Origin of the sequence: Nocardioides sp. T2.26MG-1 (assembly GCF_950101795.1) — a bacterium.
GTDB lineage: Bacteria > Actinomycetota > Actinomycetes > Propionibacteriales > Nocardioidaceae > Nocardioides.
The window spans coordinates 1-26,290 of the sequence record NZ_CATNLZ010000013.1 but is presented as its reverse complement, the minus strand read 5'-3'; the positions used below and the strand labels follow the sequence as shown (position 1 = coordinate 26,290).

Annotated in this window: 24 protein-coding genes and 1 pseudogene; 5 read left to right on the top strand and 20 right to left on the bottom strand. The window is 69.7% G+C overall.

Annotated elements, in window-relative coordinates; genetic code table 11:
* Nucleotides 1-3: 3 nt before the first annotated feature.
* The 8 genes from pdxT to QQZ14_RS12150 all read right to left on the bottom strand — a co-directional run bounded on the left by pdxT (nt 4) and on the right by QQZ14_RS12150 (nt 7,594).
* Nucleotides 4-609 (bottom strand): pyridoxal 5'-phosphate synthase glutaminase subunit PdxT, encoded by a 606-nt coding sequence (pdxT, locus tag QQZ14_RS12185; RefSeq protein ID WP_284534588.1) that lies wholly within the window; start codon nt 607-609, stop codon nt 4-6.
* Nucleotides 606-1,523: a pyridoxal 5'-phosphate synthase lyase subunit PdxS gene (gene pdxS / locus QQZ14_RS12180; RefSeq protein ID WP_284534587.1), complete on the bottom strand. Its 918-nt coding sequence runs from the start codon at nt 1,521-1,523 to the stop codon at nt 606-608. Before pdxS ends, pdxT begins: the two co-directional genes overlap by 4 nt.
* 2 nt (nt 1,524-1,525) lie before the next feature.
* Entirely contained in the window at nt 1,526-2,146 is a 621-nt protein-coding gene (pgsA, locus tag QQZ14_RS12175; protein ID WP_284534586.1) for a phosphatidylinositol phosphate synthase, read from the bottom strand.
* A gap of 18 nt (nt 2,147-2,164) precedes the next feature.
* Complete coding sequence (gene focA / locus QQZ14_RS12170; RefSeq protein ID WP_284534585.1) at nt 2,165-3,034, bottom strand: formate transporter FocA; 870 nt, start codon at nt 3,032-3,034, stop codon at nt 2,165-2,167.
* A 117-nt stretch (nt 3,035-3,151) separates the two neighbouring features.
* Entirely contained in the window at nt 3,152-4,342 is a 1,191-nt protein-coding gene (locus QQZ14_RS12165) for an ROK family protein (protein WP_284534584.1), read from the bottom strand.
* Between the two features lie 12 nt (nt 4,343-4,354).
* Nucleotides 4,355-5,617 (bottom strand): sugar ABC transporter permease, encoded by a 1,263-nt coding sequence (locus QQZ14_RS12160; RefSeq protein WP_284534583.1) that lies wholly within the window; start codon nt 5,615-5,617, stop codon nt 4,355-4,357.
* Entirely contained in the window at nt 5,614-6,372 is a 759-nt protein-coding gene (locus QQZ14_RS12155) for an ATP-binding cassette domain-containing protein (RefSeq protein WP_284534582.1), read from the bottom strand. Before QQZ14_RS12155 ends, QQZ14_RS12160 begins: the two co-directional genes overlap by 4 nt.
* Before the next feature lie 91 nt (nt 6,373-6,463).
* Nucleotides 6,464-7,594: a sugar ABC transporter substrate-binding protein gene (locus QQZ14_RS12150; RefSeq protein WP_284534581.1), complete on the bottom strand. Its 1,131-nt coding sequence runs from the start codon at nt 7,592-7,594 to the stop codon at nt 6,464-6,466.
* Nucleotides 7,595-8,006: 412 nt separating this feature from the next.
* Here QQZ14_RS12150 and xylA point away from each other — a divergent pair, with 412 nt between their 5' ends.
* The 3 genes from xylA (at nt 8,007) to QQZ14_RS12135 (ending at nt 10,604) form a co-directional block, all read left to right on the top strand.
* Nucleotides 8,007-9,170, top strand: a complete 1,164-nt coding sequence (gene xylA, locus QQZ14_RS12145; RefSeq protein WP_284534580.1) for a xylose isomerase — start codon at nt 8,007-8,009, stop codon at nt 9,168-9,170.
* A gap of 160 nt (nt 9,171-9,330) precedes the next feature.
* Entirely contained in the window at nt 9,331-9,465 is a 135-nt protein-coding gene (locus QQZ14_RS12140) for a hypothetical protein (protein WP_284534579.1), read from the top strand.
* On the top strand, nt 9,462-10,604 hold the full coding sequence (locus QQZ14_RS12135) for a N(5)-(carboxyethyl)ornithine synthase (RefSeq protein WP_284534578.1): 1,143 nt from the start codon (nt 9,462-9,464) through the stop codon (nt 10,602-10,604). The genes QQZ14_RS12140 and QQZ14_RS12135 overlap by 4 nt, the downstream gene beginning before the upstream one ends.
* On the opposite strand, the gene QQZ14_RS12130 is transcribed toward QQZ14_RS12135, so the two are convergent.
* Together QQZ14_RS12130 and QQZ14_RS12125 are read right to left on the bottom strand one after the other, a co-directional pair.
* On the bottom strand, nt 10,589-11,359 hold the full coding sequence (locus QQZ14_RS12130) for an inositol monophosphatase family protein (RefSeq protein WP_284534577.1): 771 nt from the start codon (nt 11,357-11,359) through the stop codon (nt 10,589-10,591). The two genes, QQZ14_RS12135 and QQZ14_RS12130, sit on opposite strands and share 16 nt — an antisense overlap.
* Entirely contained in the window at nt 11,356-11,877 is a 522-nt protein-coding gene (locus QQZ14_RS12125; RefSeq protein WP_284534575.1) for an HIT family protein, read from the bottom strand. The genes QQZ14_RS12130 and QQZ14_RS12125 overlap by 4 nt, the downstream gene beginning before the upstream one ends.
* A gap of 23 nt (nt 11,878-11,900) precedes the next feature.
* Between QQZ14_RS12125 and QQZ14_RS12120 the strand changes: the two genes are divergently transcribed.
* Nucleotides 11,901-12,383, top strand: a complete 483-nt coding sequence (locus tag QQZ14_RS12120) for a GNAT family N-acetyltransferase (protein ID WP_284534574.1) — start codon at nt 11,901-11,903, stop codon at nt 12,381-12,383.
* Nucleotides 12,384-12,550: 167 nt separating this feature from the next.
* On the opposite strand, the gene QQZ14_RS12115 is transcribed toward QQZ14_RS12120, so the two are convergent.
* The 3 genes from QQZ14_RS12115 to QQZ14_RS12105 all read right to left on the bottom strand — a co-directional run bounded on the left by QQZ14_RS12115 (nt 12,551) and on the right by QQZ14_RS12105 (nt 16,299).
* Nucleotides 12,551-13,510, bottom strand: a complete 960-nt coding sequence (locus QQZ14_RS12115; RefSeq protein ID WP_284534573.1) for a hypothetical protein — start codon at nt 13,508-13,510, stop codon at nt 12,551-12,553.
* A 3-nt stretch (nt 13,511-13,513) separates the two neighbouring features.
* Nucleotides 13,514-15,520 carry a threonine--tRNA ligase gene (gene thrS, locus QQZ14_RS12110; RefSeq protein WP_284534572.1) on the bottom strand — a complete coding sequence of 669 codons (2,007 nt, stop codon included), beginning with the start codon at nt 15,518-15,520 and terminating at the stop codon, nt 13,514-13,516.
* An 83-nt stretch (nt 15,521-15,603) separates the two neighbouring features.
* Nucleotides 15,604-16,299 (bottom strand): NADPH-dependent F420 reductase, encoded by a 696-nt coding sequence (locus tag QQZ14_RS12105; protein ID WP_284534571.1) that lies wholly within the window; start codon nt 16,297-16,299, stop codon nt 15,604-15,606.
* A 105-nt stretch (nt 16,300-16,404) separates the two neighbouring features.
* On the opposite strand from QQZ14_RS12105, the gene QQZ14_RS12100 reads away from it, so the two are divergent.
* On the top strand, nt 16,405-16,617 hold the full coding sequence (locus QQZ14_RS12100; RefSeq protein WP_284534570.1) for a hypothetical protein: 213 nt from the start codon (nt 16,405-16,407) through the stop codon (nt 16,615-16,617).
* Between the two features lie 9 nt (nt 16,618-16,626).
* On the opposite strand, the gene QQZ14_RS12095 is transcribed toward QQZ14_RS12100, so the two are convergent.
* The 7 genes and pseudogenes from QQZ14_RS12095 to QQZ14_RS12060 all read right to left on the bottom strand — a co-directional run bounded on the left by QQZ14_RS12095 (nt 16,627) and on the right by QQZ14_RS12060 (nt 26,179).
* Nucleotides 16,627-17,655: a LacI family DNA-binding transcriptional regulator gene (locus tag QQZ14_RS12095; protein WP_284534569.1), complete on the bottom strand. Its 1,029-nt coding sequence runs from the start codon at nt 17,653-17,655 to the stop codon at nt 16,627-16,629.
* 10 nt (nt 17,656-17,665) lie between these two features.
* Nucleotides 17,666-19,102, bottom strand: a complete 1,437-nt coding sequence (locus QQZ14_RS12090; protein ID WP_284534568.1) for a GH1 family beta-glucosidase — start codon at nt 19,100-19,102, stop codon at nt 17,666-17,668.
* Entirely contained in the window at nt 19,099-19,929 is an 831-nt protein-coding gene (locus QQZ14_RS12085; RefSeq protein WP_284534567.1) for a carbohydrate ABC transporter permease, read from the bottom strand. Before QQZ14_RS12085 ends, QQZ14_RS12090 begins: the two co-directional genes overlap by 4 nt.
* Nucleotides 19,926-20,912 (bottom strand): carbohydrate ABC transporter permease, encoded by a 987-nt coding sequence (locus QQZ14_RS12080; protein WP_284534566.1) that lies wholly within the window; start codon nt 20,910-20,912, stop codon nt 19,926-19,928. The genes QQZ14_RS12085 and QQZ14_RS12080 overlap by 4 nt, the downstream gene beginning before the upstream one ends.
* Before the next feature lie 96 nt (nt 20,913-21,008).
* Nucleotides 21,009-22,295 (bottom strand): ABC transporter substrate-binding protein, encoded by a 1,287-nt coding sequence (locus tag QQZ14_RS12075; RefSeq protein ID WP_284534565.1) that lies wholly within the window; start codon nt 22,293-22,295, stop codon nt 21,009-21,011.
* Between the two features lie 308 nt (nt 22,296-22,603).
* The gene (locus QQZ14_RS12070; protein ID WP_284534564.1) at nt 22,604-24,175 is read right to left on the bottom strand and encodes an IS1634 family transposase; all 1,572 of its coding nucleotides are present in this window, start codon (nt 24,173-24,175) and stop codon (nt 22,604-22,606) included.
* Between the two features lie 433 nt (nt 24,176-24,608).
* Nucleotides 24,609-26,179, bottom strand: a pseudogene (locus QQZ14_RS12060) (IS1634 family transposase).
* Nucleotides 26,180-26,290: the final 111 nt, after the last annotated feature.

Here is a 26,290-nt window from a genome sequence, read left to right as displayed (position 1 = left end):
TCCCTATCTCTCCTCGGTGACCAGATCCACGAACAGACGGTGGACCCGGGAGTCGCCACCCACCTCGGGGTGGAACGACGTCGCCATCAGCGAACCCTGACGGACCGCGACGATCCTACCCGCGGCAGGACCCTGCTCCACACGCGCGAGCACCTCCACGGACGCGCCGACCGACTCGACCCACGGCGCCCGGATGAAGATCGCGTGCACGGGCGCGTCGAGACCGGCCACGTCGATGTCGCCCTCGAACGAGTCGACCTGGCGGCCGAAGGCGTTGCGCCGCACGGTGATGTCCAGGCCCCCGAGCGTCTCCTGGTCGTGCGCGCCGCCCTCGATCCGGTCGGCGAGCAGGATCATGCCCGCGCAGGTGCCGAACGCCGGCATGCCCTCCTTGATGCGCTGACGGATCGGCTCGAAGAGGTCGAACGTGCGCGCCAGCTTGGCCATCGTGGTCGACTCGCCGCCCGGCAGGACCAGGGCGGCGCAGGCGTCGAGCTCGCTCTCACGGCGTACGGCGATCGCCTCGACGCCCAGGTCGCCGAGCACCCGCAGGTGCTCGCGAACGTCGCCCTGCAGGGCGAAGACGCCGATGCGCGGGCCGGTCGTCACCAGCCGCGCTCGGCGAGCCGGTGCGGCTGGGGGATGTCCTCGACGTTGATGCCGACCATGGCCTCGCCGAGGCCGCGCGACACCTTCGCGACCACGTCGGGGTCGTCGTGGAAGGTGGTGGCCTTGACGATCGCCTCGGCGCGCTGCGCCGGGTTGCCGGACTTGAAGATGCCCGAGCCGACGAACACGCCCTCGGCGCCGAGCTGCATCATCATCGCCGCGTCGGCCGGGGTGGCGATCCCGCCGGCGGTGAACAGCACGACCGGCAGCTTGCCGCTCTCGGCGACCTCCTTGACGAGGTCGTACGGCGCCTGCAGCTCCTTGGCCGCCACGAAGAGCTCGTCGTGCTCGAGCGCACCGAGGCGCCGGATCTCGCGGCGGATCGTGCGCATGTGGGTCACGGCGTTGGAGACGTCGCCGGTGCCGGCCTCGCCCTTGGAGCGGATCATCGCCGCGCCCTCGGTGATCCGGCGCAGCGCCTCACCCAGGTTCGTCGCGCCGCACACGAAGGGAACCGTGAAGGCCCACTTGTCGATGTGGTTGGCGTAGTCGGCCGGGGTGAGCACCTCGGACTCGTCGACGTAGTCGACGCCGAGCGACTGCAGCACCTGCGCCTCGGCGAAGTGACCGATCCGGGCCTTGGCCATCACCGGGATCGAGACCGCCTCGATGATCCCGTCGATCATGTCGGGGTCGCTCATCCGCGAGACGCCGCCCTGGGCCCGGATGTCGGCGGGCACCCGCTCGAGCGCCATGACGGCGACGGCGCCGGCGTCCTCGGCGATCTTGGCCTGCTCGGCGGTGACGACGTCCATGATCACGCCCCCCTTGAGCATCTCGGCCATCCCGCGCTTCACGCGGGAGGTGCCGGTGGTGGGGGTGTTGTCCGCTGCGGTGGCGTTGCTCTCGACCATGCTCAGATCGTAGTGCCGGCCTCGGCCAGCGCCTGCTTCCGGACCACCCACACGCGCTGCGCGACCGTGATGGTAGACGCGACCGCGAGGGCCCACAGGGCGATGTAGAGCAGCACGGGCAGGTCGAAGATCGCGCTCAGGCCGGTCATCACCAGGATCGCGACCAGCCGGTCGGCCCGCTCGGCGATGCCGACCTTGACCGAGAAGCCGAGGGTCTCGCCGCGAGACCGGGCATACGACGTCACCCCGCCCATCAGCAGGCAGACCAGGCTGAGCACCAGGTAGAGCCGGCTGGGCTCCTCCCAGGCGAAGTACAGCGCGAGACCGATGAAGATCGCGCCGTCCCCGATCCGGTCGAGGGTGGAGTCCCAGAACGCGCCGAACTTGCTCACCCGCCCGGAGGTGCGGGCCATGTAGCCGTCCAGGAGGTCGCTGAAGACGAACGCGGTGATCACCAGGACCCCGGTCAGCAGCATCCCCTGGGGGAAGAACACGAGCGCTCCTGCGGCGACGCCGACGGTGCCGACGAACGTCACGGCGTCGGGACTGACGCCCATCCGCAGCAGCAGGTGGGCGATGGGCGAGAGGACCTTGGTCCAGAAGGCGCGGAAACGTTCGAGCATGGCGGCAGCAGGCTACCGTCAGTCGGCCGCGGGGCCGGCTTTGCGGCTCGGCAGCAGGTGGAAGATCGTCCAGTAGAGGATGCCGATCATCACGCCGCCGCCGACGATGTTGCCGAGTGTGACCGGCAGCAGGTTGTCGACGAAGAAGGACGACCAGGTGAGGTCGCCGTACGCACCGGCGTCGAGGCCGCTGGTGGACCAGAAGTCCGCCCCCGCGTGGTCCTTGATGAGGAGTCCCAGCGGGATCATGAACATGTTCGCCACCGAGTGCTCGAACCCGGTGGCGACGAACAGCGCGATCGGCATCGTGACCGCCAGGATCTTGTCCGTGGTGGTGCGTCCGGAGAACGCGGCCCACACCGCCAGGCAGACCATGAGGTTGCACAGGATGCCCAGCACGAACGCTTCGAGGAACGTGTGCTGCACCTTGTGCAGCGCGGTGTCGAGGACCACGGCTCCCCAGGCGCCATCGGCGTTGTGCCAGGTGCCGGCGAGGTAGATGAGGCCCACGATCGTCAGCGCCCCGATGAAGTTGGCGACGTAGACCACGGCCCAGTTGGCTGCGAGCTGGCGCCAGGTGATGCGACCGCTGGCCCTGGCCACCAGCGTCAGCGTCGAGCTGGTGAAGAGCTCGGCACCGGTCAGCACGACGAGCACGAGGCCGGTGGAGAACACGATGCCGCCGAGCGTCTTCGCGACGCCGTACGGCAGGTCGCCGGCGCCGACCTGGCTGGTGACGAAGAAGACGAAGCCCAGCGCGATGAAACCGCCGCCGGTCAGCCCGAGGAGCAGCGACTTCATCGGACCGGCGGTGACCTTGCCGAAGGCGGCATCCTCGGCGGCCTGCGCCATCTGGTCGGGCGAGCGGATCCAGCTCGAGTCGGACATGCGGGGCCTTCCGGGTCGGTACGGCGCCGAACGCCGTCGCGGCCTGCCGACCGCGGCTCGGGCGGCTGCGTGCGCGACCGATTCTAGAAGGGTGTGGGAGCGTGTTCGATGCCTGGGTCAGGCCGGCAGCAGCACGCCCTGCGGGTGATCGAGCACGGGCATGAACGCCAGCTCGGCGGCGCCGATCAGCGGCGAGTCGCCACCGAGCTGCGCGGCGCGCACCAGGACGTCGTCGCGCGGCATCATCGTGCTGCGGGACATCGCCTCGCGCACTCGCGTCTCCGCGGCCCGCCACACCTGGGCCAGGGACCCACCGAGCACCACGACCTCGGGGTCGAAGAGGTTCGCGATCGCGCGCAGGCCGACGCCGCACCAGTCGGCGACGTCCGCGACCGCGTCGGCGGCGCGGACCTCGCCGGCGCGGGCAGCGTCGATCACCTCGGCGACGGCAGGCGGCCCGCCGCCAGGCAGGCGGCCGGCCAGCCGCAGCAGCACGTTCTCGCCGACCTTGGTCTCCCAGCACCCGACGGCGCCGCAGCGGCACACCGGCCCCTCGGTGTCGACCTGCATGTGGCCGACCTCTCCGGCGTATCCCCGGGCGCCGCGGAGTGGGCGCCCACCGACGAGGAACCCGCCGCCGATGCCGACGCTGGCGCTGAGGTAGGCGACCTCCGTGAACCCGACCGCGGCACCCCGGACGTGCTCGGCCAGCACCCCCAGATCGGCGTCGTTGCCGGTGGCGACCGGCCGGTCGAGGCGCTCGGCGAGGAGGTCGGTGAACGGCACCTGGACCCACCCCAGGTTCGGCGCGAACCGGACCAGCCCGTCGACGGCCCGCACCGCACCCGGTACGGCGACGCCGACGCCGAGGCACCGCACGTGGTGGTCGGCCGCTGCGCCGAGGATCTCCTCCACCATCTGGGCGATCGCGTCGACCACGTGGCTGACGTCGTGCTCCCCGCGCTGGTGGCCGCGGTCGCGCCGGTCGAGGACCTCTCCCCCGAGGCCGACGAGCGCGACCGCGATCCGGTCCACACCGACGTCGACCGCGACGACGACGTTGTCCTCCCGCGGCACCACCAGATGCGAGGGGCGGCCGGAGCGCCCACCCACCGCCGACGTCTCCTCCGAGACCAGCTCCAGGCTCTGCAGCTCGCCGGTGAGCGCACCGATCGTGCTGCGGTTGAGCCCGAGCTGGCGGGTGAGGACCGCGCGGGTCGTCGGACCGCGCGTGTGCACCGTCTGCAGGATCGCGCGCAGGTTGGCACGCCGCAGCTCGTCGGTGCCGACGCCGGTGGGGGTGGGCACGTTTCTCTCCTGTCAGACGCGACCGGACGCCGCGGCCCGGCGACGGCTGATCGCGTCCACGCTCGCGGCCACGAGCAGCACCAGGCCGGTGACGATGTACTTCGTGCGGTCGGGCTGGTTCATCAGACCCATGCCGTTGGCGATGACCGCCACCACCGTGCCGCCGATCAGGGCGTCGACGATGCGGCCCTTGCCACCGAAGAGGCTGGTGCCTCCAATCACGGCCGCACCCACCGCGTAGAGCAGGGTGGTCTGGCCGCCGGTGACGTTGTTCACGCCGCCGCTGTAGCTCGCGAGCATGATGCCGCCGATCGCCGCCACCGTGGAGTTGAGCATGAAGCAGCTGAGCTGGATCATCGGGACGTTGATGCCCGCACGGCGCGCGGCCTCGGCGTTGCCACCCACGGCGTAGACGTGGCTCCCCCACTTGGTCCGGCCCAGCAGGAAGCTGAGCACCAGCGCGAGCCCGATCAGGATGAGCAGCGCGATCGGGACGCCCTTGATGGACTTGATGTGCGCGTTGGGACTGCGCTCGATCGACAGGTAGTAGACGATGAGGCCCACGAGCACGGCGAGGAAGCCCGACTTGAGCGCCCACAGGAGCGTCGGCTGGCTGGTCAATCCGTGGCGCCGGCGACGACGGTTGCCCAAGAACGTCGCCACTGCGTAGATCACCACCAGGGCAGCCGCGACGATCACGCCCAGCCAGACCGCGATGGTCTCGGCGTTGAGCTTGGCGACGAACTCGCCCGAGTCGATCGAGCCCTTCTCACCGATGAGGGTGAGCATGACACCCTGCAGGCCGAGGAAGGCGGCCAGCGTGACGACGAACGACGGGACCCCCAGCCGCGAGACGATCAGGCCGATGCACGTGCCGATCAGCGCGCCGGTCGCCAGACAGGCGAGGATGGCCAGTCCGATCGGCCAGTCGTGCTCGACGGCGAGGACGCACATCACAGCTGCCGACGTGCCGGCGGTGTAGCCCGCTGCTAGGTCGATCTCGCCGAGCAGCAGGACGAAGACGAGCCCCATCGCGATGATCGTGACGCCGGCCGACTGCTGGATCAGGTTGCCGAAGTTGAACGCCTTGGTGAAGGTCTCGGGCCGAGCGCTGGAGAAGCCGATCACGAGCGCGACGAGCCCGAGGATCGCCGGCAGCGAGCCGACGTCGCCGCCGCGGAGCTTGGCGACGTACTCCTTCCACAGGCTCAGGACCGTCGCGGGCCGCCGACGGCCCTCGTGGACGTCGTGGGTGTTGTCGGTCGCGACGCTCATGCCGCATCCCCCTCGTTCACATGCCCGGTCGTGATCGCGGTGATGACCCGCTCACGGGTCGTGGTGGCGGCATCGACCTGGCCGACCATCTGGCCGAGGTAGAGGACCGCGATGTCGTCGGCGACCTGGAAGACCTCGTTGAGGTTGTGGCTGATCAGCACGACCCCGAGGCCACGGTCGGCGAGACGACGGACCAGCTTGAGGACCTGCTCCGTCTGGGCAACGCCCAGCGCCGCGGTGGGCTCGTCGAGGATAACGAGCTTGGAGTTCCAGAGGACGGCGCGCGCGATGGCGACCGTCTGGCGCTGCCCGCCCGACAAGGCGGCCACGTGCGTGCGCACCGACTGGAGCGTGCGGACCGAGAGGCCGTCGAGCGTCTCGCGCGCACGGGACTCCATCGTGTCCTCGTCGACCAGGCCGCTCTTGGTGAGCTCCCGGCCGAGGAACATGTTGTGCACGACGTCCAGGTTGTCGCACAGCGCGAGGTCCTGATAGACGACCTCGATGCCGAGCGCGCTCGCGTCACGAGGACCCTTCACGTGGACCGGGCCGCCCTCGAACGCGTAGTCGCCCTCGTCGAACGGGTGGATCCCCGCGATCCCCTTGATCAGCGTGCTCTTTCCGGCGCCGTTGTCGCCGACCAGCGCCGTCACGCGGCCGGGCCTTACCGTCAGGTCGACGCCCTGCAGCACGTGCACGGCACCGAAGCTCTTATGAACACCGCGTAGTTCCAGCAGCGGCTCACCACTCGACATTGCCTCGCCCTCCCGGGGGTTTGATCGTGGAACGGGGGCCCGCCCAGTCGGACGGGCCCCCGCGTCTCAAGCTGTCAGACGACCGCTAGGGTCACGCGACTCCGTACTTCGTGCAGAGCTTCTCGATGCCCTTGCAGATGTCGGCGGCGCTCGCCTGCTCGGCGGCGACGACGTCCTTGACGGTGTCGGCGGTGATCCAAACCGGGGTGGCGAGCACGGACGGCACGTCGACACCGAGCTTGGAGTCGTTGACCGAGCCGGTCGCGATCGAGGCCGGGTCCTCACCCTTGATGATCGCGATCGCCAGGTCGGCGGCGGCCTTCGCCTCGAGCGAGGTGTTCTTGAAGACGGTGCCGGCCTGGTAGCCCTGCAGGACGTTGGCCAGGCCCTCGGCCGTGGCGTCCTGACCGGTCACCAGGATCTTGCCCTCGACGCCGGCGGCCTTCATACGGGCGATGACGCCGCCCGCCATGCCGTCGTTCGCGGTGACGAGGCCGACGAGGTCGGGGTGGGCAGCGTAGAACTGGTCGAAGACCTTGCCTGCGGTGTCCGGGTCCCAGTCACCGGTCTGGTCGCCGACGACCGTGAAGCTGCCGTCGTCCTTGATGACCTGCTCGTAGCCCTGCTTGAACAGCGTGGCGTTGTTGTCGGTGGCGGCACCGTTGATGAAGGCGATGTTGCCCTTCGTGACGTCCTTGGCCTTGAGGCCGTCGATGAGGCCCTGACCCTGCAGCGCGCCGACCTTCACGTTGTCGAACGAGACGTAGTAGTCCGCGCCACCGCCGAGGGTGAGGCGGTCGTAGTCGATGACCGCGATGCCGGCGTTCTTGGCCTTGTCGATGCAGGCCTTGCCCGAGTCGGGGTCGAGGTCGGTCTCGATGAGGACCTGGACCCCCTCGGTGATCATCTGGTCGCAGAGCTGACCGAACGTGTCGGGCGAGCCCTCGGCGTTCTGGATGATCGACTCGAGGCCCGCGGCCTTGAAGGCGGCTTCGAGGTTCGGGCGGTCCTGCGTCTCCCAGCGGACCGACGACTTCGAGTCGGGGAGGATGACCCCGACCTTGCCGGTGGCCTCGGGAGCCGATGTGTCGCTGTTCTTGTCGCCGCCGCTGCTGCTGCCGTTGCCGCCCTCAGAGTCGCTGCCGCATGCGGCGAGCGAGCCGAACGCGAGTGCCCCGACTGCAACGAGGGACGCGAGTCGCGCTCCCTTGATCCTGACCATTCCTCGACCTCCATGGCTTGGACCCGGCGATGTGACGACCATCACCGGGTATGTTGTGGCCGACAACATACTGAGGACCCCCGACCCCGGCAAGGGGACCAAGTGCCCTTCTTTTGTTGCACGATCAAACCAAGTCGGGGCCCGCGTGACCGTGACCAAATCGTGATCCCCAGAGCCCAGCTGGCTAGGCCAGAACTCCCGGATCCGCACCCCTCCGAGACCGCGCCGAGCCGGCCGACGCAGGCGGCGTGGAAATCGATATCGAAACCTGCGGCCAGACCCGTGACGTGACGACAGTCACGGGGTATGTTGTGGTCGACAACATACCTGGGTCTCCTGGCCCTACCAGGCCGCCGGCCGCCCCGGTTCTGTTGCTCCATCAACCCGTTCCCACCCGGAGGCACCAGGCACCATGACCGAGTCGAGCTTCTCCCCTACCCGCGACGATCACTTCACCTTCGGCCTGTGGACCGTGGGCTGGCAGGGGGTCGACGTGTTCGGCTCCGCGATCCGCCCGGTCCTCGAGCCCGCGGAGGCCATCCACCGGCTCAGCGACCTCGGCGCGTACGGCGTGACCTTCCACGACAACGACGTGTTCCCGTTCGACGCCGACGCGGCCACCAAGGAGAAGCACCTCGCGCCGTTCCGCAAGGCGCTCGAGGAGACCGGCCTCGTGGTCCCCATGGTGACCACCAACCTGTTCTCGCACCCGGTGTTCCGCGACGGCGGCTTCACCAACAACGACCGCGACGTCCGCCGCTTCGCGATCCGTAAGGCGCTCGACCAGATCGACCTCGCCGCCGAGCTCGGCGCGAAGATCTTCGTGGCCTGGGGCGGCCGCGAGGGCGCCGAGTCCGGTGCCGCGAAGGACATCAAGTCGGCGCTGTCGCGCTACAAGGAGGCGTTCGACCTGCTCGGCTCGTACGTGCTGGAGAAGGGCTACGACCTGCGCTTCGCGATCGAGCCCAAGCCCAACGAGCCCCGCGGCGACATCCTGCTCCCGACGGTCGGCCACGCCCTCGCCTTCATCAACGAGCTCGAGCACCCCGAGATGGTCGGCCTCAACCCGGAGGTCGGGCACGAGGAGATGGCGTCGCTCAACTACGCCCACGGCCTGGCGCAGGCGCTGTGGCACGGCAAGCTCTTCCACATCGACCTCAACGGTCAGCACGGTCCCCGCTACGACCAGGACCTGCGCTTCGGCGCCGGCAACGCCCGTGGCGCGTTCTGGACCGTCGACATCGTGGAGAACGGTGGCTACGAGGGCCCGCGCCACTTCGACTACAAGCCCCCGCGGACCGAGGACATCGACGGTGTCTGGGTCTCGGCCGAGGCCTGCATGCGCAACTACCTGATCCTCAAGGAGAAGGTCCGCGCGTTCCGCGCCGACCCCGAGGTCCAGCAGGCGTTCAAGGACGCCCGCGTCGACCAGCTCGCGGTCCCGACGATCTCCGCCGGCGAGACCGTCGCCGACCTGCGCGCCGAGGCCTTCGACCCCGACGAGGCCGCCCAGCGCGGCATGGGCTTCGAGAAGCTCGACCAGCTCGCGCTCGAGCACCTGTACGGCGTGCGCTGACCGACGCTGCCGGACACTCCCTGACGAACGGGCCCTCTCCCCTGCCGGGCGGGGGCCCGTTCGTCAGGGACTACCGTCCTGGCACAGCGTGCGATGCGGCCAGAGGGCGTAGTGTCGAAGCTGCGGAGCCGTCCAGGCTTCCTCTCAGAGAGAAACCCACATGAGCGACAAGTCGCCGCGCCAGGGCATGTCCAAGAAGTCCGGGAAGTCCATCAAGGAGAAGCGCGCCGAGAAGCGCGACAAGGGCCACGAGCAGACCCTCTCGGAGAGCATCCACCCGAACAAGAAGAAGTGACGCTCCGCAGCCTGGGCGTCATCGGCACCTCGGCCAAGGAGAACGAGCGGCGCCTGCCGCTGCATCCGGAGCACCTCTCGCACCTCGATGCGGATCTGCGGGAGCAGATCACGCTCGAGCACGGGTACGGCGAGCGCTTCGGCGCCACCGACGACTCGCTCGCGCCGTACGTCGCGGGCTTCGCCTCGCGCGCCGAGATCCTCGCGACCTCCGACGTGGTGCTGCTGCCGAAGCCCCAGCACTCCGACGTCGCCGCACTCGGGCCCGGTCAGGTGCTGTGGGGGTGGCCGCACTGCGTGCAGGACCCCGAGCTCACCCAGCTCGCGATCGACCGCCGGCTGACGCTCGTCGCGTTCGAGGCCATGAACCACTGGACCAGTGGCGGTGACGTCGGCGTGCACGTGTTCCACAAGAACAACGAGCTCGCCGGCTACTGCTCGGTGATCCACGCGCTCGAGCTGGCCGGCCTGACCGGCGACTACGGTCGCCGGCTCCGCGCGGTCGTGATCGGGTTCGGTGCGACGGCGCGGGGCGCCGTGACCGCGCTCAACGCCCACGGCGTGCACGAGGTGGCGGTGCTGACCAACCGCGGCGTCGCGGCCGTCGGCTCCCCGATCCACTCGGTGCGCATCCGGCAGTTCGACCACGACACCGACGAGACCCACCTCAGCCACGTGATCACCGACGCCGGCCGGGTGGCGCTGGCGCCGTACCTGGCGGACAACGACATCATCGTCAACTGCACACTGCAGGACACGGCCGCACCGCTGACCTATCTCCAGACCGCCGACCTCGCGCTGTTCCGGCCCGGCAGCCTGATCGTGGACGTGTCCTGCGACGAGGCGATGGGCTTCAGCTGGGCCCGCCCCACGACGTTCGACGAGCCGACCTTCGAGGTGGGCGACCACGTGCTCTACTACGCGGTCGACCACAGCCCGTCCTACCTGTGGAGCTCCGCGACGTGGGAGAACAGCAACGCGCTGATCCCCTTCCTGCGTCCGATGCTCGAGGGTCCCGCGGCCTGGGACGACGACGAGACGCTGCGCAAGGCCATCGAGATCCGGGACGGCCGGGTGGTCAATCCGGCGATCCTGGCCTTCCAGGGCCGGGCGGCCGAGCCGCCCTACGCACTGGTCTGACTGAGCGCGGCGCGGACCTCGGCCACGGCGGTCGGCACGCCCGCGGCCGACCAGTCGACGCCGGCCGCGTGCACGCGCGCGGTCGCACCACCGACCCCGAGGATCAGCGCAGCGCCGGGCAGGTCGTCCCACGGCGGCAGCGAGTGCTGGCAGCGCACGTGCAGCGCTCCCTGGGCGATCGCGGTCGCATCCATCGACGCCGACCCGAGCATCCGCAGCGTGGCCGCCCCACCGGCGAGCCGGTCGAAGGCCGCACCTACCTCGCCGCCGTACGACGGCGGGTGGAGGTAGGTCGTCAGGCAGGCCGCGGACAGCGGCCGGTCCGCGAGGGGCGGCAGCGGTACGCCGTCCACCGTGGTCGGCAGGCCGGGGCCGCCGACGAACGTGCGACCGGTGGCCGGGTGGTGGACCGCGCCCAGCACGAGCCGCTCGCCGTCGGTGAGGGCGATCGCCGAGCACCACCAGTCGAGGCCGGCCACGAAGTTGTAGGTGCCGTCGACCGGGTCGATCACCCACGTCCGCCCGGACGACCCCGTGTGCGACGCGCCCTCCTCCCCCAGCACGCCGTCGCCGGGACGCTCCTCGGCGAGAGTGTCGACGACCAGGCGCTCCGCCGCGTGGTCGGCCGCGGTGACGACGTCGGAGATCGAGGTCTTCGTCGCGGCCTCGAGCCCCTCGCTGCGCATCCGCGCAGCGAGCCTGCCGGCGTGGTGGACCAGCCGCGCGGCGAGCGCGGCGTCCTCGGTGAGGCTCACACCCAGGCCTCGGCCAGCAGCGCGCGGGTGTCGGAGAGCAGCTGGGGCAGCATCTTGGTGCCGCCGAGCACGGTGATGAAGTTGGCGTCGCCCGACCACCGCGGGACCACGTGCTGGTGCAGGTGCTGGGACAGCGATCCCCCGGCGACGCCGCCGAGGTTGAGGCCGATGTTGAACGCGTGCGGGCCACTCACCGCCCGCAGCACCCGGACCGCCCGCTGGGTCGTGGTCATCAGCTCGGTGGTCTCCTCGGGTGTGAGGTCCTCGAGTTCGGCGACGTGCCGGAGCGGCAGCACCATCAGGTGACCGGGGTTGTAGGGGTGCAGGTTGAGCACGACGAAGCACGTCTCGCCGCGGTGGACGACCAGGCTGTCCTCGGGTGCCAGGTCCTCCATCGCGCAGAAGGGGCAGCCGTCGCCGTGCGGGAGGCTCGGCGCGATGTACGCCATCCGGTGCGGTGTCCAGAGCCGGTCGAAGCCCTCGAACCCGTCGCGCGCGTGGCCGGCAGGATCCGTCATGGCGTCAACCCTAGGGTGAGCCCGTGAGTACTCCGACGCTGCGTCCCGCCCGCCCCGGCGACATGGCCGCGGTGGCCGACATCTGGCACCCGGCCTGGCACCTGGGCCACGCCGGACACGTTCCCGACGGTCTGACCGCTGCCCGCACGCTCGAGGCCTTCCATGAGCGCACGCCGGCCCGGGTGGCCGACACGACCGTGGCCGAGGTCGACGGCCGGGTGGCGGGCTTCATCATGGTCGTGGGCGACGAGGTCGAGCAGGTCTTCGTCGACCCGGCCCTCCACGGAGCGGGCGTCGCCGCCCCCCTGCTGGCCGAGGCGGAGCGGCAGGTCGCCGCGGCCGGGTACGCCGAGGCCTGGCTCGCCGTCGTCACCGGCAACGCGCGGGCGCGACGCTTCTACGAGAAGCACGGCTGGCGCGACGGCGGCGACCTGCCCTACGAGGTCACGGCCGGTGGCGAGAGGTACGTCTCCCCGTGCCGGCGCTACGTGAAGCGGGTCCGCTAGTGTCGCGTCTCGGAAGTTGTTGAACGGTTGGCGTTCTCAGGGTGCGTGCATCGCAAGGCGCCGGCGCGCCGCCATACCCGCTCGTCTCGCAAGCGTCGGCAACGCAGCGAGGTGCGTGCCATGGGGGCGCGAAGCGCCCAAGAACCTCTGGGACGCGGCACTAGCCGTCAGTACTGCTGGAACCACCGACCCAGCCGGGCTGACGTCCCGGGGCAGGTCAGGTCGAGGTCACGGCGGTCCGCCACCCACTGCGCGAGCACAGCCGCGCCACCCTGGATCGACCAGTCGGCCCCGCACCGCTCCCGCGCCTCGGACCGCGAGGTCTGACCGGCCGCCCGCCACTCCGGCAGCCCGAGCGTGAGCTCCCCCACCACGCCGGCCCACAGCGCGGGGGTGGAGTAGACGCCGACCCGGTAGCCCGCGTCCCGGTAGCCGCGCACGGCACCCTCGACCACCGCCGCGTTGGCTACGCGGTCGCCGCTCCACTCGAAGTCACGCACCGGCTCCACGTCGACCCACACGATGGGAGAGGCGAGCCCCGCGCGGCGCATCGTGGCGACGTTGACGAGGGCCTGCTGATAGCCGGCGTTCGCCAGTGCACCCAGCCGGGTCGCTCCGTCGTGGGGTCCCACTCCCCCGTGCTCGGCGAGGGCGGCCGCATCGGGATAGCTCGCGACGGCGTACGCCGCCGCCATCAGCCGCCGCTCGCGCACCCAGCGGACCTGGTCGCTCAGGCACGGGTTGGCGGTGAGCCCGGGACCGTTGGTGAGCCCGAGCACGACGTACTCCGCGCTCGCGGGCGGCATCGGCAGACCGAGGGTGCGGCGCTCGGGGATGCCGAGGCCTCGCGGGCACTGCGGCCAGCTGATGTCGGCACCGAGGACCTCACCGGTGCGCGGCCGGGCCACGCGCACCCGCGGCAGCTCGGCCGCAGCCTGCTCGGCGAGCCGGGCCAGGGCGGCGAGCCGGGCGGCCGCGGGATCCTGGGTCGGCTGCACCACCGAGGTCGGGTGCGGCGTGGCGGACCCGGCCGGCCTCTGTCCGGGGTCGTCGGACGCCGAGCAGCCGGCGAGCATGCTCGCGACCGCGACCAGTCCGATCAGCCTGGTCGCCGTCGCGAGCCGCAAGCCTCAGACCTGCTCGCGGCTCGTGACCGCGTCGGTGACCCGCTGGATCGCCTCGTCGAGCGGGACGCCGTTGTCCTGCCGGCCGTCGCGGTAGCGGAAGGAGACCGCGCCCGCCGCGATGTCGTCGTCGCCGGCGATCATCATGAACGGCACCTTCTGCAGCTGGGCGTTGCGGATCTTCTTCTGCATCCGGTCGTCGGAGTCGTCCACCTCGACCCGCAGGCCCTGGCGCTGCATCCGCTTGGCGACGTCGTAGAGGTAGTCGTTGTGCCGCTCCGCGATCGGGATCGCCTGCACCTGCACGGGCGCCAGCCACGGGGGGAAGGCGCCGGCATAGTGCTCGACGAGCACGCCGATGAACCGTTCGATCGAACCGAACTTGGCGGAGTGGATCATGACCGGCTGCTGACGCGAGCCGTCGGCGGCGGTGTACTGGAGGTCGAACCGGTCCGCCGAGGGCTGGTTGAAGTCGTACTGGATCGTCGACATCTGCCAGGTGCGACCGATCGCGTCGCGGGCCTGCACCGAGACCTTGGGGCCGTAGTACGCCGCCCCGCCCGGGTCCGGGACCAGCTCGAGGCCAGAGTCGATGCAGACGTCCTCCAGCACCTTGGTCGCGACCGCCCAGTCCTCGTCCGAGCCGATGAACTTGTCGGGCTTGGAGTCGTCGCGGGTCGAGAGCTCGAGGTAGAAGTCGTCGAGGCCGAAGTCGCGGAACAGCCCGAGGCAGAAGTCGAGGAGGTGCTTGATCTCCGCCGGCGCCTGCTCCTTGGTGACGTAGGAGTGCGAGTCGTCCTGGGCGAACCCCCGGACGCGGGTCAGGCCGTGGACGACGCCGGACTTCTCGTGCCGGTAGACGGACCCGAACTCGAACAGGCGCAGCGGGAGCTCACGGTACGAGCGCTGCCGCGACCGGAAGATGAGGTTGTGCATCGGGCAGTTCATCGCCTTGAGCCGGTAGTCCATGCCGTCGACGTCGAGCGGCGGGAACATCCCCTCGCCGTAGTACGGCAGGTGGCCGGAGGTGTAGAACAGCCCCTCCTTGGCGATGTGCGGGGTCCCGACGTACTCGAAGCCCTCCTCGATGTGACGCTGGCGGACGTAGTCCTCCATCACCCGCTTGATCACCCCACCCTTGGGGTGGAAGACCGGGAGTCCGGAGCCGATCTCGTCGGGGAAGCTGAACAGGTCGAGATCGCGGCCGAGCTTGCGGTGGTCGCGGCGCTCGGCCTCCTCGAGCCGGTGCAGGTGCGCCTCAAGCGCCTCCTTGGACTCCCACGCGGTGCCGTAGATGCGCTGCAGCTGCTTGTTCTTCTCGTCGCCGCGCCAGTACGCCGCCGCGGTGCGCATCAGCTTGAACGCCGGGATCCGCTTCGTGGTCGGCAGGTGCGGGCCGCGGCAGAGGTCGCTCCACGCCACCTCGCCGTTGCGGCGGACGTTGTCGTAGATGGTCAGCTCGCCGGCGCCCACCTCGACGCTGGCGCCCTCGACCGCCTCGGTGGTCGAGCCTGTCGAGGCCCCGGAGCCCTTGAGCCCGATCAGCTCGATCTTGTAGGGCTCGTCCTGCAGCTCGTTGATCGCGTCGGCGTCGGTGGTGACCCGGCGGGAGAAGCGCTGCCCCTCCTTGATGATCTTGCGCATCGCGGTCTCGATCTTGGCCAGGTCCTCCGGCACGAACGGGGTCTCGACGTCGAAGTCGTAGTAGAAGCCGTTCTCGACCGGCGGCCCGATGCCGAGCTTGGCCTCCGGGAACAGGTGCTGGACGGCCTGGGCCATCACGTGGGCGGTCGAGTGGCGCAGGATGTCGTGCCCGTCGGGGCTGTCGATCGCCACGCTCTCGACCTCGTCGCCGTCGGCGAGCTCGTAGGCGAGGTCCTTGAGCGCGCCGTTGACGCGGACCGCGATCACCGCGGTGTCGTCGGCGAACAGCTCCCAGGCCTTGGTGCCCGTCGTGACCGTCCGCTCCTCACGCGCGTCGGCGTGGGCGAGGACGATCTTCAGATCGGACACAGTTGCTCCTGGGCAGAGAGAAGAGACGGACCCACCGATCGTATCGGTGGGCCCGTCGAGGTCGCGCTGTGGTTTCCCGCCGCTCACATGTCGCGGTAGCGCTTCGCCCGGCCCAGCTGTTCGACGAGGAAGGCCTCGTCGACGCGACGCGCGTGCTGCGGAGGCCAGGAGCCGGCGGGGTCGGCACTGTAGAGCGCGGCGTACGCCGGCTCGTCGCGCTGGAAGCGCCAGCCCTCGGCGAGCGGACCGACGTCGTAGGCGTCGTACCCGATCTCGTCGAGGAACCTCGCCACCATGGCCTTGGCGCCGGCGTCGTCGCCGGCGATCGCCAGCACGCTGCGCTCGGGGTCGCCGGCCGGGCGGGCGAGCAGGCCGAGGAACCCGGCGTAGATGTTGTTGAAGGCCTTGACGACCTTCGAGTCCGGCAGATGCGCCTGCAGCAACTCCGCCGTGGTCGTCGACTCGTCGTCGAGCTCGGCGATGTGGCCGTCGCGCTGGGGGTAGTAGTTGTTGGTGTCGATGACGACCTTGCCGCGCAGCGGCTCGACCGGGACCGACCGGTAGGCCTTGAGCGGGATCGTCACGACCACGAGGTCGCCGGCCTCGGCCGCCTCCTGGGGCGTACCGGCCCGGGCCCGCGGGCCGAGCTCGGCGGCGAGGTCCGCGAGCGTCTCCGGACCACGGCTGTTGCTGAGGACGACGTCGTGTCCGGCCGTTACCGTCAGGTGGGCCAGGGCGCCGCCGATGTTTCCACTGCCGATGAGTCCGATGGTGGTCATGCCGTGGGGAACACCGGGACCGCCTCGGGGATTCCGGGACTAATGCCTCGCTTCAGACAAACTTTTGACTCTGTGATGCAGAAGCAGACGGAAGACGATGGAGACATGAAGGCATTCGTACGACGCGGAACCGTGGCCGGCCCCCGGGAGATCTGCTCCCACTGCGGTCATGTGATCGTCGACGTGCCCCAGGTCGGCTGGGTCGCGCCGGGTCTCGGCGAGAGCTACGACCTCTGCTCCGGCGACACCTTCGGCAACCACCTCCCCCGGCGCGAGCACCGTTCCTCGCGCTCCACCGTGGCCCGCAGCGGGCTCTGAGGCTGAACCTCACACGGAGGCGCGGCGCACCAGCTCGGGCACGAAGATCACCCGGCGCGGCGCGCCCGTGCCGCCGGCGTCGATCGCCTCGGTGAGCAGCCGGAGCGCCTCGGTGACCATCTGGCCGATCGGGTTGTGCAGCGTGGTGAGGGGCGGGTCGGTGCGCTCGGCGACGCCGAGGTCGTCGTAGCCGACGATCGCGACGTCCTCGGGGACGCGCAGGCCGCGGGCGGCGAGCTCGCGCATCGCGCCCTGGGCCATGAGGTCGGACGCGGCGAAGATGCCGTCGACGCCGCCAGGGTCCCCGGCGGCCTCGAGGAGCTCGGCGCACGCCTTGGCGCCGCTCTCCTCGGTGAAGTCGCCGTACGCGACCAGGTCGGCGTCCAGGCCGGCGGCCACCAGCTCCCGGCGCCAGCCGTCCAGGCGGTCGTGACCCGCACGCATGTCGCGGGGCCCGGCGATGGTGGCGATCCTGCGCCGCCCGGCCTCCAGCAGCACCCGCACCGCGTGGCCGGCGGCGGCGGCGTTGTCGCTGTCGACGTAGGAGACGCGTTCCGCTCCGATCCAGGGGCGGCCGATGAACACGCAGGGCAGCCCCAGGTCGGAGAGGTGCTCGGCGAGCCGGTCGGCGCGGTGGTGCGAGGCGACGATCGCGCCGTCGACGTACCGCCCGCGCAGGTACTGGAGCAGCCGCTCCTCCTCGTCCCCGGGCTGGGCGATCAGCAGCACCAGCTGGAGGTCGTGCTCGCGCAGGGCCCGGGCGACGAGGTGCAGCATCCGGGCGAAGAACGGGTCGGAGAAGATGCGCTCGTCGGACTCGGGGACGATCAGCGCCACCGAGCCGGTGCGCCGGGTGACCAGCGACCGCGCGGCGGCGTTGGGCGTGTAGCCGAGCGCGCGGACGGCGTTGTCGACCGCGGTCTGCGCCTTCGCGCTGACCTTCGACCGCCCGTTGATCGCGCGCGACGCGGTCGCCTTGCTGACCCCGGCCAGCTTGGCCACCTGGTCGAGCGTGGGTGTACCGCCGTTCTGAGCCACGCGCGTCACGCTACTGGCAGAGACGGTTGCGGGCCGCCAACTCGGCGAACCAGAGGGCACTGTCCTTCGGGGTGCGGGCCTGGGTCCCGTAGTCGACGTGGACCAGGCCGAAGCGGTGGGCGTAGCCGTAGCTCCACTCGAAGTTGTCCATGAGCGACCACACGAAGTAGCCGCGCACGTCGACGCCCTCGGCCATCGCGTCGAGCATCGCGCCCAGGTGCTGCTCGATGTACTGCTGCCGGGCGGCGTCGTGGACCGCCCCGTCCTCGAGGACGTCGTCGGCCATCGCGCCGTTCTCGGTGATGTAGATCGGTGGTACGGCGTACGCGTCCCGGAGCCGGACGAGCAGGCGCCGGAACGCGTCCGGGTCGATCTCCCAGTCGCGGTCGGTGGTCGGTAGGCCGGTGCGCGGGAACACGAAGCCGCCGCCCGGGTAGGGCGACCGGCGCTGCCGCGGGGAGTGCTCGATCCGGCTGCCGAGGAGCGCGTCCGGCTCGGCGTCGTAAGGCAGCGCCGCCGGGACGTCACCGTGGTAGAAGTTCACCCCCAGGAAGTCCAGCGGGCTGCTGATCAGCTCCAGGTCGCCGTCCTGCACGAAGTCCTGCCAGCGCCTGCCCCGGAAGAGCATGCCCTCGGTGTCGCCGGCCAGGTCGTCGGCGTACCGCCCACGGAACAGCGGGTCGAGGAAGACCCGGTTGTGGAAGCCGTCGAGGCGGCGGGCCGCGTCGACGTCGGCCGGGCGGTCCGCGTCGAAGGGATCGACCATCGTCGGGTTGAGCGTGATGCCCACCGCCTTGCCGTCGTCCGCCGTGCCCCCGCGACGGCGGAACTCGTCGACGAACAGCCCGTGCCCGAGGAGCAGGTGGTGGGCCGCGACGACGCCGGCGACACCCTCCTGCCGTCCCGGCGCGTGCCCGCCGCTGGTGTAGCCCATGAACGCCGAGCACCAGGGCTCGTTGTGGGTCGTCCAGTGGTCGACCCGGTCGCCCAGGGCGTCGTACACGGTCATCGCGTAGTCGAGGAACCGGTAGGCGGTGTCCCGGTTGGTCCAGCCGCCGTCGTCCTCCAGGGCCTGCGGGAGGTCCCAGTGGTAGAGCGTCAGCCAGGGCGTGATGCCGGCGGCGAGCAGCTCGTCGGTGAGCCGGCTGTAGAAGTCCAGACCCGCCTTGTTGACCGGACCGCCGTCGGGGCAGATCCGGGGCCACGCCGTGGAGAAGCGGTACGACGCGAGGTTGAGCTGCTTCATCAGCGCGACGTCCTGGGGCATCCGGTCGTAGTGCTCGCACGCCACGTCGGCGGTGTCGCCGTGCAGGATCGCGCCCGGCACCTTCACGAACGTGTCCCAGATGGACGGGGTGCGGCCGTCGGCGTCGACGGCCCCCTCGATCTGGTAGGCCGCGGCCGCGGCGCCCCAGAGGAAGCCCGGGGGGAACTCTCGGGTCGTCATCCCTTGACGGCTCCTTGCATGATGCCGGCCACGAGCTGGCGGCCGGTCGCGATGAACAGGACGAGGAGCGGGATCGTCGCGAGCAGCGTGCCTGCCTGGAGCAGCGCGATGTCGGAGATGCCGCCGGCGGGCGCGATCTTGAGCTGGTCGAGCGCCGTCTGCAGGGTCTGGACGTCGGAGCCCTGGAGGATCAGCAACGGCCACATGAAGTCGGTCCACGTGTGCATGAAGGTGAAGAGCGCCAGGATCGCCATCGCCGGGCGCGCCGCGGGCACGGCGACGGTCCAGAACGTGCGGATCTGCGAGCAGCCGTCGACGCGGGCCGCCTCGATCAGCTCGTCGGGGATCGCGTCGACGAGGTACTGGCGCATGAAGAAGACGCCGAACGCCGTGACCAGCCACGGGAGGACCACGGCGGTGCGGGTGCCCGCGAGCCCGAGATTGCTGAACTCCTTGAGCAGCGGCATCAGCGCGAGCTGGGTCGGCACCGCCATCGTCGCGATGACGAACGCCAGGCCGACGTTGCTGCCGCGGAACCTCAGCTTCGCGAATGCGTAGCCGGCGAGCGTGGAGAAGAACACCACCGAGAGCGCGGAGACACCGGAGATGATGATCGAGTTGGCGAGCGCCGACCAGAAGTCGATCTGGTCGAAGACGCGGCGAGCGTTCTCGAGGAAGTGCCCGCCGGGGTAGAGCGGTGGCGGGCTGTGGATCGCGCGCTCCTTGGTCACCGACCCGATGACGAAGGACCAGTAGAGCGGGAAGGCCGAGCCCAGCACGAACGCGGACAGCAGGCCGTAGACGAGGAACCCCGGACGACGGTTCACCTCTCGGACCTCCTCTGGAGCAGACGGGTGAGACCGAAGTTGATCAGCGCGATCGTGACGATGATCAGCACGATGATCCAGGTGGCGGCGGCCGCCCGTGGATAGGGATCGGTGCTGCTGTTGGAGGTGTTGAAGACGTACATCGTCAGCGTTTGGTACTGGTAGTCGGCACCGCCCTGGAACTGCAGGTTGGTGTCGAAGAGCCGGGGCTCGGTGAAGATCTGCAGGCCGCCGATGGTCGAGGTGATGATGACGAACAGCATCGTCGGGCTGATCGAGGGCAGCGTCAGGTGGAAGAACTGCTGCACCCGGCTCGCCCCGTCGATCGACGCGGCCTCGTAGAGCTGGCGGTCGACCGCCTGCATGGCGGCGAGGATGATCAGCGTGTTGTAGCCGGTCCAGCGGTAGTTGACCATCGACGCGATCGCGGTCCAGCTGGCGAACCGGTTGGAGTGCCAGCCGACCTTGGGCAGGCCGAGGGTGTGGATGATCTCGTTGATCAGGCCGGTCTTGTCGGCGAACAGGCTGCCGAAGATCAGGGCCGTCGCCGCGGGCGCGACCACGAACGGCAGCAGCACGCTCATCCGCCACCAGGTGCGACCGCGCAGCTGGGTGTCCAGCAACGCGGCGATCACGGTCGCCGTGATCACCTGCGGCACCGAGGAGAGAAGGAAGATGCCGATGGTGTTCCAGAAGGCCTTGCGGAACACCGGGTCCTGGAGCACGTGGGCGTAGTTGGCGAACCCGACGCTGTCGCCGTGGCTCGGCCCGAAGCGCGGCCACGAGAAGAACGACAGGTAGCCGGAGTAGACCATCGGGTAGATCCCGACGACGAGGAACACCAGGAAGAACGGCAGCACGTAGAGGTACGGCGCGAACCGGTAGTCCCAGTGGGACAGCCGTTGCCGGCGCGTCAGCCGCGGCGGCGGCGGGCTCGCGGGCGCCCCGGGGTCACCGCTCCGGGTGGCCTGGACGGTCGTCACGTCGTACCTCCTGGTGATCGCCGCGGCCCGGGTGCCCCTGGTCGGGAGTCACAGGGACTCCCGACCAGGGGCGTGGGTGCGGACCCGGACATTTGGTCAGGAAAGGCTGCCGACAGCCTGCTCGAACGTCTTCCAGGAGTCCTCGGGCGAGCTGCCCTCGTCGACGCGCTGGATCGCCGTCTGGAAGAGGCCGAGGATGTCGGAGTACTTGTCACCCTTGTAGGGGTGTCCCGGCTCCACCGCGGCAGCGCGCGAGGCGAGGATCGCCGCGGTCGGTGCGTTGTTGAAGTACGGGTCGGTGGCGTTCTTCGCGGCCAGGTCCTCCTCGGCGGCGACGTTGGCCGGGTAGTTGCCGGCCGCCTCGAAGACCGCGAGCTCCTGGTCCTTGTCGGTCAGCCAGGCGGCGAACTCCTTGGCCTCCTCGGGGTGCTCGGACTGCGTGGGCACGGCCAGGAAGGAGCCGCCCCAGTTGCCACCGCCACCCGGGAAGGCGTCGACGATGTCCCAGCCCTTCACGTCAGGCGCGGAGGACTTGACGTTCGAGAACATCCAGCCGGGGCACGGCATCGTCGCGAAGCCGTCGTTGCGGAAGTTCGCGGTCCAGTCCTCGCCCCACTGGACGACCTGCGGCGAGAGGGTCGAGGAGTACGCGGTGACGGTGTCCCACACGTTCTGGATCTCGGGGTTGTCGATGCTCACCTCGTTGTCCGCGGTCTGGAAGGGGAACTCCGTCTGGTTGAGCATGGCCTGCGCGATCGAGCCGCTGGCGTCGTACCACTTGGTGTCCGGCAGCGCGGCGACGAGCTTCTTGCCGGCCTCGAAGTAGGAGTCCCAGGTCGCGAAGATCGACTTGACCTCCTCGCGGTCGCTCGGCAGGCCGGCCTTCTTGAAGAGGTCGGCGCGGTAGCAGAACGCCTCCGGGCCGACGTCGGTCGGATAGCCGATCTGCTTGCCGTCGGCGGTCTGCGCGGCCTTGTAGGCGTACTCGACCCAACGGTCGTCGAGCGAGGAGTCGGCGAGGTCGTAGAACTGGTCGGAGGCACCCTCGGAGACGAACTGCGGCATCGCGTCACCCTCGACCGCGACGATGTCCGTGAGGCCGTGGCCGGCCTGGAGCTCCTGGGTCAGGGTCTTCTTCCACGGGTCCCAGTCGGCGATCTTGGTGTGCTTGACGGTGAACGGCCGATCGGGATCGGCGTTCCACTGGTCGATCAGCTTGTCGTAGCCGAAGTCGCTGAACGTGGTGATGGTGAGGACGTCGTCCTTGCCGAGCTTGGACGAGCTGGCGCCGGAGTCGCTGCCGCCGCAGGCGACGGTCGTGCCGGCGACGAGGGCCACCGCGGCGCCGAGCGCCGCCCCTCGACGGATGTTGGGCTTGCGCATCGTTGGACGCTCCTGACAGTCGGACCGCTTGTGGAACCGTTTCCACTTCGCTTCGCCGAGAACTATGAGCGGCGTCACACAAACTGTCAAGGGTCAGCGTCGAGTCGCGCGCCGAATGACGTCCGAATGGATGGAATCGTTTCCATCCCGTGCCGGCCATCGGCGAACCTGCCGGAGAGATGGCCGAAGACGGCAACGGGTCGCACGCTCGGCGTGCGACGACCTGGGGTCTGCTGCACGGATTGGTGACCCTTGACCTGATCGTGCAGCAGTCGCCCCGTCACCCTGACTCGTGCCAGCGGGGTGTGTCAGTGAGGGCTGGCGTGTAGCGCGGTCAGGATGGCCTCGGCTGCTGGCGGGATTGGGTCGGCTGCGAGGTGTTCGTGCCCGGCGATGCGGACGGTGATCTGCTGGATCGGTCGCAGGGTCGTGATGATCTTCTTGATGCTTAGTCCGGTGGTGTTCTGCAGGTTGCGGGCGATCGCGAGGGCGGCGAACACGATGGTCAGGTGGGCCTCGATCGCGTCCCGGGTGTGGTGGAAGATCGGCTTGGCGGCGAGGTCGGTCTTGGACATCCGGAAGGACTGCTCGACGTGCCACAGGTCGTGGTAGCTGCCGATGACCTCGACCGCGGGCATCAGGGTGGCGGGGATGTTGGTGACGTAGCCCTTCAACCCCACCAGACCACGAGCACGTGCCAGCGACGCCTCGTCGAGGATGGTGGCGCCGTTGCGGGTCTTCACGAACCGCGGCGTCCGTGCGGCTCGTTCGCCGGCGACCACGGCACGGGCCTTGTTCTCCTGCAACGTGAGCGTCTTGTTGTCGCGTACGGCTCTCTTGCGGGAGTAGGCCCACACCGCCCGCCACGACTTCGTATGCACCGCTGGATCCCAGACAGGTTCGGCGCGTCGGGCCGGGTCGCTGGTCTTGACCGCAGTCCCACGTTGATCTCGCGGGGTGATGGTGTCGATGACCTGCCCGTCGGTGAACGCGGTGCCGTGCCAGCGAAAGTGGGATTCGAGATCCTTGGGCGCCTTCGTGCCCCGGGACCCGACGATGAACCGCAGGCCGGCGGCGTCGAGCTCCCTGAGGTTGGTCGAGGACAGCATCCCGGCGTCGGCAACGATCACCATGTCCGTGATGCCGTGGCGGTCCTGGAACTGCTTCACGATCGGGATGATCGTGAGCGTCTCGGCCTTGTTGCCCTCGAAGCAGCCGATCTCGAGTGGGAACCCATGCCGGTCGACCAGCAGGCCGACCACGATCTGCGGGTCGACGCGGCGTTCCTTGCTATACCCGACCTTGCGCAGCTGGTCTTCGTTCTCGGCTTCGAAGTAGAGCGTGGTGACGTCATAGAGCACCAGGCTGACGTCGCCGTTGGTCATCGCGTGGTTGAAGCAGGCGGCGGCGACCTTGGCTCGGTAGTCGCGTGCCTGGGCGCGCTGCAGGGAGCGGAACATCGTGCGCAACGAGACTGCCGGTGCGCCGATCTCGTTCAGCACGCGCACCGAGTCGGCCTTCGATGTCGGCTCGATGATCCGCGCGAGCACCAGTTGGGCGAAGGCCTCGTCGTCGATGGCGTCGAACCCGAGCCGGACATAGGCATCGGTCAGGACCTGCCACAACAGCGCCGAGCGCTTGCTCGTGATCGGGGCAGGCCGGCTAGGCACGCCCTCATCCTCAAGGCCGACGCCGCCCAGGTCGAGTTCCTCCTGGCCCTCGTGCATGCGGCGGCGAGCCACCGCCATCAGCACCGCGAGCTCGGCGCCGTCGCGGGCCGTGCCGACATGGTCAACGACGACATCACGCCCGTCACGGCGCTCAGCGAGCTGGACCTTCGTGCTGCCCGAGCGCCCTGGAACCTTGCGCACGAACACCACCAGCGGACCCTACCGAGGACCGGGGTGTGTCACTCACGCCACCCGCAACCGCGTGACCTGCACAAACACAAGCGCGATCCGCGACTTCAGATCAAGTGGCACGAGTCAGGGGAGAGATGGCCATCAACGGCAACGGGTCGCACGCTCGGCGTGCGACGACCTGGGGTCTGCTGCACGGATTGGTGACCCTTGACCTGATCGTGCAGCAGTCGCCCCGTCACAGTTCACACGGCTTCGGGTCACCGGCACAGCACTGTCAGTGACGAGCGCATTGATGCGGACCCGAGCTGTGTCGGCGACCTAGGTGCAGAACGCTAGATGTCGTCCATCGACAGTCAGGTCGGCGAGAACGTAGCCGAGCTCGGAGGGAACCTCGAGCCGCCGCGCCCGCCGAGTACGAGACCAACCACCTGACTCGTGCCACCGGGGTGTGTCACTGAGCGCTGATCCCGAGGGCGTCGATGATCGCCTGGGCGACAGGCGTGATCGGGTCCTTGGCGAGGTGTTCGTGGCCGGCGATGCGGACGGTGATCTGCTGGAGTGGCCGCAGCGCCTGGACGATCTTCTTGATGCTCAGGCCGGTGGCGTTGTGCAGGTGGCGGGCGATCGCGAGGGCAGCGAACACGATCGTGAGGTGGGCCTCGATCGCCTCACGGGTGTGGTGGAACATCGGCCGCGCAGCCAGGTCGGTCTTCGACATCCTGAAGGACTGCTCGACGTGCCACAGGTCGTGGTAGCTCGCGATCACCTCGCCCGCTGGCATCAGGCCGGCCTCGATGTTGGTGACGTAGCCCTTCAACCCGACGAGGTCGCGTGCTCTGGCCAGTGAGGTCTCGTCGAGCTCGTTGGCGCCGTTGCGGGTCCTGACGAACCGTGGGGTCCTGGCGGCCTTCTCCCGGCCACGACCGCACGGGCCTTGTTCTCCTGCAGGGTCAGGGTCGTGTTGTCGCGCACGGCCCGCTTCCGCGAGTAGGCCCACACCGCGCGCCACGACTTCGCATGCACCGCCGGGTCCCAGACGGGCTCAGCCCGACGGGCCGGGTCGCTGGTCTTCACCGCGGTGCCTCGTTGGTCGCGTGGGGTGATGGTGTCGATGACCTGTCCGTCGGTGAACGCGGTGCCGTGCCAGCGGAAGTGGGACTCCAGGTCCTTGGGTGCCTTGGTGACCCGGGATCCGAGGATGAACCGCAGCCCGGCCTCGTCCAGATCACGCAGGTTGGACGAGGACAACATCCCGGCGTCGGCGACGACGACCATGTCCGCGATGCCGTGGCGCTGCGCGAACTGCTTGACGATCGGGATGATCGTCAAGGTCTCGGCCTTGTTGCCCTCGAAGCAGCCGATCTCGAGTGGGAACCCGTGTCGGTCGACCAGCAGGCCGACGACGACTCGGGGGTCGACGCGGCGCTCCTTGCTGTAGCCGACCTTGCGGAGCTCGTCTTCCTTCTCTGCTTCGAAGTAGAGGGTGGTGACGTCGTAGAGCACCAGGCTCACGTCCCCGCTGCTGAGGGCGTGGTTGAAGCAGGCGGCAGCGATCTGCCCCCGGTAGTCGCGTTCCTGGGCGCGTTGCAGCGAGCGGAACATCGTGCGCAGCGACGCCGGCGCCACCCCGATCTCGTTCAGGACGCGCACCGAGTCTGCCTTCGAGGTCGGCTCGATGATCCGCGCCAGCACGAGCTGGGCGAACGCCTCATCACCGACGGCGTCGAACCCGAGCCGGGCGTAGGCCTGGGTGAGGACCTGCCACAACAGCCCGGAGTGCTTGCTCGTGATCAGGCCAGGCCGCTGCGGCACACCCTCATCCTCAAGCTCGACGATCCCCAGGTCGAGAGCCTCCTGTCCCTCGTGCAGCCGCCGGCGTGCCTGAGCCACGAGCACTGCCAGCTCGGCGTCGGTGCGGGCCGTGCCGACGTGCTCGACCACGACGTCGCGCCCATCACGGCGCTCAGCGATCTGCACCTTCGTGCTACCCGATCGACCCGGGGACCTCCGCACGAACACCACCGGCCGGACCCTACCGAGCCCCGGGGTGTGTCAATCAGCGACGCCGCAACGCGCTCACCTGCGAAGACGCCACAACGGTCACCGATCCACGGTCAAGTGGCACGAGTCAGG